Annotated in this window: 10 protein-coding genes and 1 pseudogene; 6 read left to right on the forward strand and 5 right to left on the reverse strand. The window is 47.6% G+C overall.

What is annotated here, in order from left to right:
• Positions 1-303: 303 nt before the first annotated feature.
• The 6 genes and pseudogenes from H740_RS12250 to H740_RS08870 all read left to right on the forward strand — a co-directional run.
• Positions 304-711 (forward strand): annotated as a pseudogene (locus H740_RS12250) (UbiX family flavin prenyltransferase); the annotation flags it as partial.
• 82 nt (positions 712-793) lie between these two features.
• Complete coding sequence (coaD, locus tag H740_RS08850; RefSeq protein WP_002953342.1) at positions 794-1,261, forward strand: pantetheine-phosphate adenylyltransferase; 468 nt, start codon at positions 794-796, stop codon at positions 1,259-1,261.
• A gap of 2 nt (positions 1,262-1,263) precedes the next feature.
• The gene (gene tmk, locus H740_RS08855) at positions 1,264-1,842 is read left to right on the forward strand and encodes a dTMP kinase (RefSeq protein WP_002953344.1); all 579 of its coding nucleotides are present in this window, start codon (positions 1,264-1,266) and stop codon (positions 1,840-1,842) included.
• The gene (hisS, locus tag H740_RS08860; protein WP_002953345.1) at positions 1,835-3,082 is read left to right on the forward strand and encodes a histidine--tRNA ligase; all 1,248 of its coding nucleotides are present in this window, start codon (positions 1,835-1,837) and stop codon (positions 3,080-3,082) included. Before tmk ends, hisS begins: the two co-directional genes overlap by 8 nt.
• Entirely contained in the window at positions 3,075-4,910 is a 1,836-nt protein-coding gene (speA, locus tag H740_RS08865; RefSeq protein WP_002953347.1) for a biosynthetic arginine decarboxylase, read from the forward strand. Before hisS ends, speA begins: the two co-directional genes overlap by 8 nt.
• 20 nt (positions 4,911-4,930) lie before the next feature.
• Complete coding sequence (locus H740_RS08870; protein WP_002953348.1) at positions 4,931-6,100, forward strand: pyridoxal phosphate-dependent aminotransferase; 1,170 nt, start codon at positions 4,931-4,933, stop codon at positions 6,098-6,100.
• Between the two features lie 92 nt (positions 6,101-6,192).
• Here H740_RS08870 and H740_RS08875 read toward each other — a convergent pair whose 3' ends face one another.
• From H740_RS08875 to H740_RS08895, 5 genes are read right to left on the reverse strand one after another with little or no spacing between them, the layout of a single operon-like run.
• Positions 6,193-6,942, reverse strand: coding sequence for a hypothetical protein (locus H740_RS08875; RefSeq protein WP_002953349.1), 750 nt, complete (start codon positions 6,940-6,942; stop codon positions 6,193-6,195).
• Positions 6,943-6,945: 3 nt separating this feature from the next.
• The gene (locus H740_RS08880) at positions 6,946-7,212 is read right to left on the reverse strand and encodes a DUF2695 domain-containing protein (RefSeq protein ID WP_002953350.1); all 267 of its coding nucleotides are present in this window, start codon (positions 7,210-7,212) and stop codon (positions 6,946-6,948) included.
• A 54-nt stretch (positions 7,213-7,266) separates the two neighbouring features.
• Positions 7,267-8,223, reverse strand: coding sequence for a UDP-3-O-(3-hydroxymyristoyl)glucosamine N-acyltransferase (lpxD, locus tag H740_RS08885; protein ID WP_002953351.1), 957 nt, complete (start codon positions 8,221-8,223; stop codon positions 7,267-7,269).
• Positions 8,223-8,684, reverse strand: coding sequence for an acetolactate synthase small subunit (gene ilvN / locus H740_RS08890; RefSeq protein ID WP_163026421.1), 462 nt, complete (start codon positions 8,682-8,684; stop codon positions 8,223-8,225). Before ilvN ends, lpxD begins: the two co-directional genes overlap by 1 nt.
• An 8-nt stretch (positions 8,685-8,692) precedes the next feature.
• On the reverse strand, positions 8,693-10,393 hold the full coding sequence (locus tag H740_RS08895; RefSeq protein ID WP_002953352.1) for an acetolactate synthase large subunit: 1,701 nt from the start codon (positions 10,391-10,393) through the stop codon (positions 8,693-8,695).
• Positions 10,394-10,671 lie beyond the last annotated feature (278 nt).

The raw sequence follows: 10,671 nt of genomic DNA on the forward strand, positions 1-10,671 counted from the left end.
AAAGACGAAAAAAGCGTAAATTTTAGCTCCGCTCAAGGCGAGCTGGACTTTGAATGCGGAGACAAGCTACAAAATGAAAATGGCAAATTTGCTGATAGCGCGCAAGATTTGGGCGATAATGTTATAAAAATTGACGCTTTGGATAACTGTGCTCTTGATGACGCAAACGGGCAAATTTGCAAATTTGACGGCAGCGAGAAAAACGAGCGGCAAGACGCTCAAATTTTAGGCAAATTTGAGGGGGCTAAATTTCAAAACAAAAATAAATTTGATAAAAGTGGCGCTCAAAAAGACGAAATTTATCAAATTTGGCAAGATTTGCAAAAATACGCCGCCATCCACGATGACTCCGATCTTGCCGCAGCGACGAGTTCGGGCTCGTTTGGTATAGACGCTACTATCGTCGCGCCCTGCTCTATCAACACACTAGCTAAAATCCACGCGGGCTTTGCCGACACGCTGATAACTCGCGCCGCCGCAGTCGCGCTAAAGGAGCGAAAGAGGCTTGTTTTGGGCGTTAGAGAGATGCCGTTTTCTACGCTAGCACTCGAGCACGCGGCCAAGCTTTCCACTCTTGGCGCCGTTATCGCGCCGCCGGTTTTGGGATATTATTCGGGTCAAAATAGCCTTGAGGATATGGAAAATTTCATCATCGGCAAGTGGCTTGACCTGCTTGGACTCGAGCATCAAATTTACAAAAGATGGGGCTAAAAACAGCTGCGCCAGTCGCAAGATAAAGTCCTGTTTTAGGCATAAAATAGTAAAATCATCCTTTAAAATTTAAAGGCGAAAAATGAAAGCTTGTATCTATCCCGGCACCTTTGACCCCGTCACGAACGGTCATCTGGACGTCATCAAGCGCGCGGCTAAAATTTTCGATAAAGTCATCGTTGCGGTTGCTGCTAGCGAGAGCAAACAGCCCTATTTTAGCTTGGCTAGACGCGTAGAGATGGCAAAAATCTCAACGGCAGACCTAAAAAACGTCGAGGTCGTCGGTTTTGATAACCTGCTCGTTGATTTTGCTAAAAATTGCGGCGTAAACGTCGTGATCCGCGGGCTTCGAGCGGTCAGCGACTTTGAGTACGAGCTGCAAATCGGCTATGCAAACGCCGTGCTTTGGGACGAGCTAGAGACTGTTTATCTGATGCCGAGCCTGCAAAACGCCTTTATCTCAAGCTCGATAGTGCGCTCCGTTCTTAGTCACGATGGCGACGTTAGCAAGCTGGTTCCGGGCGAAATTTTAGAAACTTTGAAAGGCTAAATTTGTATATTTTATTCGAAGGTATCGACGGCGCGGGCAAAAGCACGCAAATAGCGCGGCTGGCGGCGGCTTACCCGCAAGCAATCGTGACCAAAGAGCCAGGTGGCACGAAGCTTGGCGAAAATTTGCGCGAGATTTTACTAAAGGAAAACGATCTAGATAAAAGGGCCGAAATTTTGCTATTTTTGGCCGACAGAGCTGAGCATTTTAGCAAAATAATAAAGCCAAATTTAGATAAAATGATTTTGAGCGACAGGGGCTTTGTCTCGGGCATGGCCTACGCGCTGGCGGGCGGGAATTTTAGCTTTGAAGAGCTTTTAAATTTAAACAAATTCGCCCTGCAAGGAAATTTCCCGCAAAAAATAGTATTTTTTAAAGCGGACGAAAGCACGCTAAGATCGCGCCTAGGCTCGCGCGCGCAGATGGACGGCATAGAGGCTCGCGGATTTGGTTATCTGCTAAAAGTTCAGGATGCGATGGGGGAAATTTTACAAAAACTAGGCGTCCGCTACGTCACGATCGACGCCGCCTGGGACGAAGAAAAAATAACGAATTTGATAAAGGAGTTTATAAATGATTAGCGCATTAAGGGGGATGAAGGACGTTTTGCCGCCCCAGTCGGGACTTTACGAGAGGATAATCAAAATCTGCGAAGAGGTCGCGAAAAACTACGGATACGAGTTCGTGCTGGCTCCGCACCTGGAGCAAACGGCGCTTTTTCGCCGCAGCGTCGGAGAGAGCAGCGACATCGTGGGCAAGGAGATGTATCAGTTTGAGGACAAGGGCGGCAACGACGTTTGCCTGCGCCCTGAGGGTACGGCCGGAGTCGTACGCGCCTTTATCGAGGCTAAATTTGACCGCGCGGGCGGCGTGAGACGGTACTTTTATCACGGTTCGATGTTTCGCTACGAGCGCCCGCAAAAAGGACGTTTACGCGAGTTTCATCAGTTTGGCTGCGAGTGCTTCAATGAACCTAGCGTTTATGAGGACGCGAGCGTTATCTTGATGATAAACGAGATTTTCTCGCGCCTGGGTATCAAAACCAAGCTACTTATAAATTCGCTCGGAGACGCCGCTAGCATGGGTGCGTATCGCGAAAAGTTAGTTAAATTTTTAGACGCGCACGAGGGTCAAATTTGCGAGGACTGCAAACGCAGAAAGCTCACAAATCCTATCCGCGTGCTAGACTGCAAGGTAGAAAGCTGTCAGAAAATCTACGCAAACGCGCCACTCATAATCGGTAGCCTGAACGACGAATGCGCGGGCGAGTTTAAAAAGCTGCAAGAAATTTTAAGTGGCAATGGCGTGGAGTTTGAGATAGATCCAAAACTCGTGCGCGGGCTTGATTACTACTGTAAAACGGCGTTTGAGTTCGTTTCAAACGAGATCGGCGCACAAAGCGCGGTAGCGGGCGGCGGACGCTACGACAGACTAGTCGAGTACCTAGGCGGCAAGGCTAGCTACGGCGTGGGCTTTGCGATGGGTATCGAGCGCATAATGGAAATCCTGGGCAGCCGCGAGAGTGAGAGTAAAAGAAACGGCGTATATATCGGCGCGATGGACTCCGAGGGCGTGGATGCGGTCTATAAAATAGCGATAAATTTAAGAAAAAGCCTCCCGGTTCTCGTGAGCTACGAGCCTAAAAAACTACAAAAGCATCTAAACGCGGCCGATAACGTTAACGCTAGGATTTGCCTTTGCGTCGGAGAGGACGAGCTAAAATCGGGCAAAATTTGGCTAAAAGATCTGAGTGAAAAGGCTGAAAAAACGATTGATTTGGCGGATCTGGAGAGTGAGCTTAAAAGGATTTTAAATGTATGATTACGGTTTAAATTTATGGGGAAATAATAACTTCATCGTCGAAAACGGTAAATTTTGCGTAAATACCGGCTCAAAACCCGCCATCATCGACATCGTAAAAAGCATCAGGAGCGAAGGCTACCGAGGCCCGCTATTGCTGCGTTTCCCTCACCTCATACACAAGCAGATTTCGCAAATTTACAAAAGCTTTGAGAGCGCGAAAAACGAATTCGGCTACAAAGGCAGCTTTAACGCCGTCTATCCGCTAAAAGTAAATCAGTATCCGGGTTTTGTAAAAAACCTAGTCCGTCACGGCCAAAAATACGGCTACGGGCTGGAGGCGGGCTCAAAGGCCGAGCTGCTGCTGGTGATGGCGTATAATAATGAAGGCGCGCCGATCACCGTAAACGGCTTTAAGGATAAAGAGATGATAAACATCGGTTTTATCGCGGCTGAAATGGGGCACAACATCACGCTAACGATCGAGGGACTAAACGAGCTTGAGGCTATCATCGCCATCGCAAAAGAGCGTTTCACGCCAAAGCCAAACATCGGCCTGCGCATCAGACTGCACAGCAGCGGATCTGGTATCTGGGCTAAAAGCGGCGGCATAAACTCAAAATTTGGCCTAACGGCGACCGAGCTAATCGAAGCGGTAAATTTGCTAAAAGAGGCAAATTTGCTCGATCGATTTAATATGATCCACTTTCACATCGGTTCGCAAATCACCGAAATCCACCCGCTAAAAAAAGCTCTAATCGAAGCAGGAAACATCTACGCCGAGCTGCGAAAAATGGGCGCAAAAAACCTAAAAGCCATAAATTTAGGCGGCGGTCTAGCCATAGAGTACTCGCAGTTTAAGGAAAACTCGAGCCGAAACTACACGCTTAGCGAATACGCCAACGACGTGGTCTATCTGCTAAAGACGATGGCAACGCAGCGAAACGAAGTGGAGCCAGATATCTTTATCGAGAGCGGCCGCTTCGTCTCGGCTTCTCATGCCGTGCTAGTAGCGCCCGTTTTGGAGCTCTTTAGCCAGGACTACACCGAGGAAAAGCTCGTGCTAAAAAAGAAAAATCCTCAGCTAATCACCGAGCTAAACGACCTGCTAAGCACGATAAAGCCGTCAAATGCGATAGAGTATCTGCACGATAGCATCGATCATATGGAGAGTATACTCACGCTGTTTGACCTAGGCTACGTAGATCTGCAAGACCGCTCGAACGCTGAAATTTTAACCCACCTAATCATCAAAAAAGCAGCTAAGATCCTAGGCACCAAGCAGCACAATGCCGAGCTTTTAAAGCTGCAAGAGGAGGCGCAGGAGCGCTATCTCGTAAACTTCTCCCTCTTTCAGTCGTTGCCTGATTTTTGGGGCTTAAAGCAAAATTTCCCTATCATGCCGCTTGACCGCCTGGACGTGCGCCCTACCCGCTCGGCGTCGCTGTGGGACATCACCTGCGATAGCGACGGCGAGATAGGCTTTGACGACGAGGAAAATCCTCTGTTTTTGCACGACGTAGACGTGGAAAAAGAGGAGTACTTTTTAGGATTTTTCCTAGTCGGAGCGTATCAGGAGGTGCTGGGTATGAAACACAACCTCTTTACCCACCCGACCGAAGCCACTATCGAGATAGACGCAGAGGGATTTAAGGTTTCGCACCTGCTAGAAAGCCAGTCTATCCTTGATATCATGGAAGATCTGGACTATGACATCTACGAGATACAGGATATCCTAAACGAGCGCATCGAAAAGTCAAAACTCGTAACCGACTCGCAGCGCAAGCAAATTTTAGGCGAAATGTATTTGTTTTTAAACGATAACGGCTATCTAAAAACTATATCTTAAATTTACAAAAAGGAGTAAAAATGCTATCAAAAAGAGTTCAGGTGCTAGGCGAGAGCCTAACCATCGAAATCAGCACCAAGGCAAAAGAGATGAAAACCCGCGGCGAGGACGTAATCAGTTTTGGCGCGGGCGAACCGGACTTTGACACGCCCGAGATCATCAAAAACGAGGTAAAATCCGCTCTAGATAGGGGCTGCGGCAAATACACAGCCGTAGCGGGTACGCCCGAAGTGAGAGAAGCGGTCGCCGCAAAGCTAAAGCGCGACAACGGGCTAAACTACGCGCCAAATCAAATCATAACCAACGTCGGCGCTAAGCACTCGCTTTTTAACGTATTTCAGGCGCTAATCGACGAGGGCGACGAGGTCATCGTGCCAAGCCCGTACTGGGTGAGCTATCCGGAGATGGTCAAATTTAGCGGCGGCAATCCAGTTTTTATCGAAACTAGCGAAAAGACCGGCTTTAAAATCACTCCTGAGCAGCTAAAGGCGGCAATCACTCCTAGAACTAAAATTTTAGTATTAAACAGCCCTTGCAACCCAACAGGCGCTATATATAGCCGCAAAGAACTCGAAGCGCTAGGCGAAGTGCTAAAAGGCACGAAAATCATCGTAGCTAGCGACGAAATGTATGAAAAGCTAAACTACGAAGGCGAATTCGTCGCGACTGCGGCGGTGAGCGAGGATATGTTTAACCGCACGATCACGATAAACGGCCTAAGCAAGTGCGGCGCGATGCCTGGCTGGAGATTTGGCTATATGGCTAGCCCGTTTAAGGAGCTAAACGCCGCGGTAAACAAGCTACAAAGCCAAAGCACGAGCAACATAAACTCCCTAACGCAAGCCGGCGCCATCCCTGCGCTGCTGGGCAAGGCCGACGAGGACATCGCGTATATGAAGGGCGAGTTTAAAAAGCGCCGCGACCTAGGCGTCGAAATGATAAACACTATACCGGGACTTAGCGTGCTTAAGCCTGACGGCGCGTTTTATCTTTTCATAAACTGCTCTGAGGTCGAGCCTGATAGTATGAAATTTTGCAAAGAGCTGCTAGAAAAGGCCAAGGTTGCCGTGGTGCCTGGCGTGGGATTTGGTATGGATGGATACTTTAGGCTTTCTTTTGCGACCGATTTAGAGAGTATCAAAAAAGGTATCGCAAGGATCGGCGAATTCGTAAAAAGCTATAAAAAATAGCGTAAATTCGGCTTAAATTTGACGCGGCTTAAATTTGCGGCGTCAAATTTATGCTGTGTTAATGGATTAAAATTGTTTTTTTGCAAACAAATTCATAGTAGACCTTTTGCAAATAGGTACATATCCAAAATTTTTGCTTTTGTATATTGCAACTTTGAATCTTTTTCGCTACCGAATTCCTTTGTATAGATACTAACCGTATCAAAATCGACCTTGTTTGCATTGTAGAATTTGTTTAAAAATTCTAAGGACTCCTTGTATTTTTTGTTAAAATTCTTAGTTGTGTTAAGGGTATTAATATTAAACTTATCTCCATTGTATATGTTTTTTATACTTTGAGATACATATCTGTCGTATGCGGGGACTATTCCTAGTGTGCCTAGCATTATTTTACTAACTAGCACAAGGTGATTGTTATCAGCTTTAGGCGGCATAATACAATCCTTTATACCATTATAAATATCAACAATTCTATCTAAATTATTTCCGTAGTTCTCTATGTCTATATCCCAATCTTTTTCGTCTAGGTTATTTATAAATTCAATAACTTTTTTATAGTGCGCAAGATTAGTTTGAAGTAAAAATGAACTACCGCGGAGCATACCCCAGCTAGCTAGGTAATAGCCCAACTGTAAACAATCTTTTTCTAAATCAATGCCAGAATTTTGCTTTTTAAAAAAATAGTTGTAGCAAAAATCAAATGAATAGTATCGGTGATATATGCTAGTTTTATTTTTTTCAAATTTACCTATTTGAATTTCTATATCGTTTTGTTTCATGTCTGCAACTTTCTTGTGTTGATTTTTTTCTAAATACTCAAATTTCTGCTCAACGTTCATCATTACTTAGCAGTCACAGTATCCGCCCTGCTCTTTAAGCCACGCGAGCACGCTCAAAACATCTTTTACGCCCAAATTTGAGAGGATTTGCTCGGTGAGTTTTAGGCTGTGATCGCAGCCGTTCGCGTGAAGCTCGGTATCTAAAATCTCAAAAAGCTGTATAAATTTATCCCCTAGCATAGGCAAATTTTGCTTAAATTCGGCCAGTTCTTTTTCTTTTATAGCTTTTAAAATTTCTTTTCTTTTGCTTTTTTCTGTGGATTTTGCGTTCAAATTTATGCCTTTGATAGTCAAATTTGACGGCGATTATGAAAAGCCGTCAAATTTTTAGTTCTTTTTAAAAAACCTAGCGATCTTAGCTTGTAGTTTGAAAAAATCGGCTAATTCCATTATCGGATATGCACCCGCGTATTTTTTACCGCCGGCGATATCTTTTGACACGCCGCCGCGCGCCGCTATCTGGGCAAAGTCGCCGACTTTTAAATGCCCCGCAGAGCCGCTTTGTCCGCCCATCACGACGTTGCGGCCTAGCTTTGTGGAGCCTGCGAGCCCTACCTGAGAGACCAGTATCGAGCCGTAGCCTATCTCGCAGTTGTGGCCGATTTGCACGAGGTTATCGATCTTGGCGTATGCTTTTACGACCGTGCTTTCAAACACGCCGCGGTCTATCGTCGTGCATGCGCCGATCTCAACGAAATCCTCTAAAACGACGTTGCCGTTGTGGTAAATTTTCACGTGCTCGCCCGTTTTCGTGTGCGCGTAGCCAAAGCCGTCGCTACCGATGACGGCGTTTGCGTTGATGCGGCAACCGTTGCCGATAACGGTGTCGTTATAGATGACGACGTTTGGGTGGATGACGCAGTTTGCGCCGATTTTTACGTTATCGCCGACGTAAGCGCCCGCCATCACGAGCGTATTATCGCCGATCACGGCGCCTGAGCCCACGTAGACGTTTGACATTATCTTTGCGCTTGGCGAAATTTGAGCCGGCTGCGGCTGGGATGCTAGAAGCTCTCTGGCAAAATATTCGCTCAAAATAGCAAAGGCAAGGTGCGGGTTTTCTACCACTACCGCCCTACTTTGCGCACCGACGAGCTCTTTTAAATTTGACGCGACTAAAATTGCGCCCGCCTTTGAGCCCTCGATAAATTTAGCGTTTTTCTCGCTATCGCAGTAGCCTAGCTCGCTAGATCCTGCGTTTGAGAGCGAATTTAGAGCCGTGATCTCTAGCTCCTCGCCGCTAAATTCCAGTCCTAAAATTTTATAAATTTCGCTTAGTTTCATCATAGATCCATTAGCACAGAGCCGCCGCGCACGACGTCTGTGGGGTTAAATTTTTTGATAGCTTTAAGGAAATTTTCTATCCTGCTCGCGTCGTCGCTAACCATGACGACGATGTAGTTTTCGTTGGTGTTGGCTACAATGCCGTTGTAGGCCTTTAGTATCGCGTCTAGTCCGCCGAAATTTTCGCTAAGCGGGATTTTTACCAGCGCCATCTCTTTTTCGACGAATTCGCCGCTTTCGATGACTTTGTAGGTCGGTATTAGCTTGTGTAGCTGCTTTACGATCTGCTCGAGCACGCGCTCGTCGCCGCTAGTGACGATGCTGATACGAGAAAGCTCGGTGCCTGGAATCGGTGCTACCGTGAGCGTGTCGATGTTGTATCCGCGCCCCGCAAAAAGCCCGGAAATGCGCGATAAAACGCCGTGCTCGTTTAGCACGATGACTGAAATCACTCTTCTTATGCTCATTTTTATTCCTTGCTTTTTAAGATCATGTTGTATATCGCCGCGCCCGCAGGAACCATCGGCAGTACGTCCTCAAATCTATCCACGCGCACGTCTAGCACCGCCGTTTTGCCGCAGGCCATCGCCTCTTTTAGCGCGGAGCGAAACTCGTCTTTCGTGTGGCATACGAAGCCCGCTCCGCCAAAGCCCTCTGCGATCTTTGCAAAATCAGGCTGCAAGCTAAGGTCGGTCGAGGAGTAGCGTTCGCCGTAGAAAAATGTCTGCCACTGGCGTACCATGCCTAGGAAATTGTTATTTAAGATGATATTTATGACGGGCTTGCCGATCTCGGTGGCAGTCATCAGCTCTTGGATATTCATGAGGATCGAGCCGTCGCCGGTGAAATTTACGACGGTGCTTTCTGGCATCGCGTTTTTTGCCCCGATAGCTGCGGGCAGGCCAAAGCCCATAGTTCCCTGGCCTCCGCTAGTTATCAGTTGGCGCGGCCTATCAAACGGATAAAACTGCGCGACCCACATCTGGTGCTGGCCGACGTCGGTGGCGATCACCGCGTCTTTGCCAGATTCTTTTAAAATTTTAGCCGTTTCGCGCACGACCCACTGCGGTTTTATGATCTCGTCGCTATCTTTGTAATCCAGCGGATTTAGCGCGTCGTACCTAGCTAAGATCTCGCGCCACGCGGTCAAATTTTGCTCATTTACGGTTACTTTTTCCAGCATCTCTTCTAGGACGCAGTTTAGATCGCCTACGATCGGGAAGTGCGCGTTTACGATCTTTGAGATCGAGCTAGGGTCGATATCGACGTGGATGATTTTGGCGTGTTTGGCAAATTCGCTTAGCTTTCCCGTTACGCGGTCGTCAAACCGCACGCCAAGCGCGATGATGAGATCGGTCTCGCTCATCGCCATATTTGCCGCGTAACTACCGTGCATGCCGACCATCGAGAGTAGATTTTTGTCCTCATGCGCTAGGACGCCAAGCCCCATCAGCGTCTCGACCGCGGGAATGCCCGTTTTCGCGCTAAATTTACGCACGAGCTCGCTAGCGTTCGCCGCTACGACTCCGCCTCCTAGATAGAGTAGCGGGCGTTTGGCCTCGGCGATGACTTCGAGCGCCTTTTTGATCTGTTTTGCGTTGCCTTTGTAGGTCGGTTTGTACGTCGGCATCTTTATCTCGGTTGGGTAATCAAAATCCCCCACGGACGCGGTTATATCCTTTGGGATATCGACGTGAACGGGCCCCGGGCGTCCAGATCGAGCGATGTAAAAGGCCTCTTTTAGGATGCGCGGTAGCTCCTCGATACTGCGCACTAGGTAGTTGTGCTTCACGCACGGGCGCGAGATGCCCACGGCGTCGATCTCCTGAAAGGCGTCCGTGCCGATAAGCGAGGTCGGAACCTGGCCGCTGATTAATATAAGCGGAATGCTATCTGAGTATGCGGTAGCTAGGCCCGTGACCGCGTTTGTAAAGCCGGGGCCACTGGTGACAAACGCTACCCCAACCTTGCCGCTAGCACGTGCGTAGCCGTCTGCTGCGTGCACGGCAGCTTGCTCGTGACGCGTCAAAACGTGCTTGAAATAACTCTGCTTATACGTCTCGTCATAGATGTTTAGCGCCGCGCCGCCCGGATAACCGAAAACCGTGTCTACGCCCTCCTCGCGCAAGGCTTCCATCACCATGCGCGAGCCAGAAATGCCTTTTATCATCTGTATCGCCTTTTGATAAATTTGACCCCGATTATACAGCTTTAAGGTTTAAAAACGCGTAAAATCGGGCGTAGAATTTGGGCCGTGCTTTGAAAGGGCTTAAATTTGAGTAAATTTGCGAGCTAAATTTAGAAAGAGTAAAATTTGGATAAGCTATTAAATTTGACGCAACGAGACCTGCACCTTTAAGATGTCAAATTTGATTTAGTTAAATTTGGCGTTATAAATTAGATTTTTTTGCATAAATCAATCTTTCTTGTTAAGGGGGAAGGGGCTTG

The organism is Campylobacter showae CC57C, assembly GCF_000344295.2.
Taxonomy (GTDB): Bacteria; Campylobacterota; Campylobacteria; order Campylobacterales; family Campylobacteraceae; genus Campylobacter_A; species Campylobacter_A showae_B.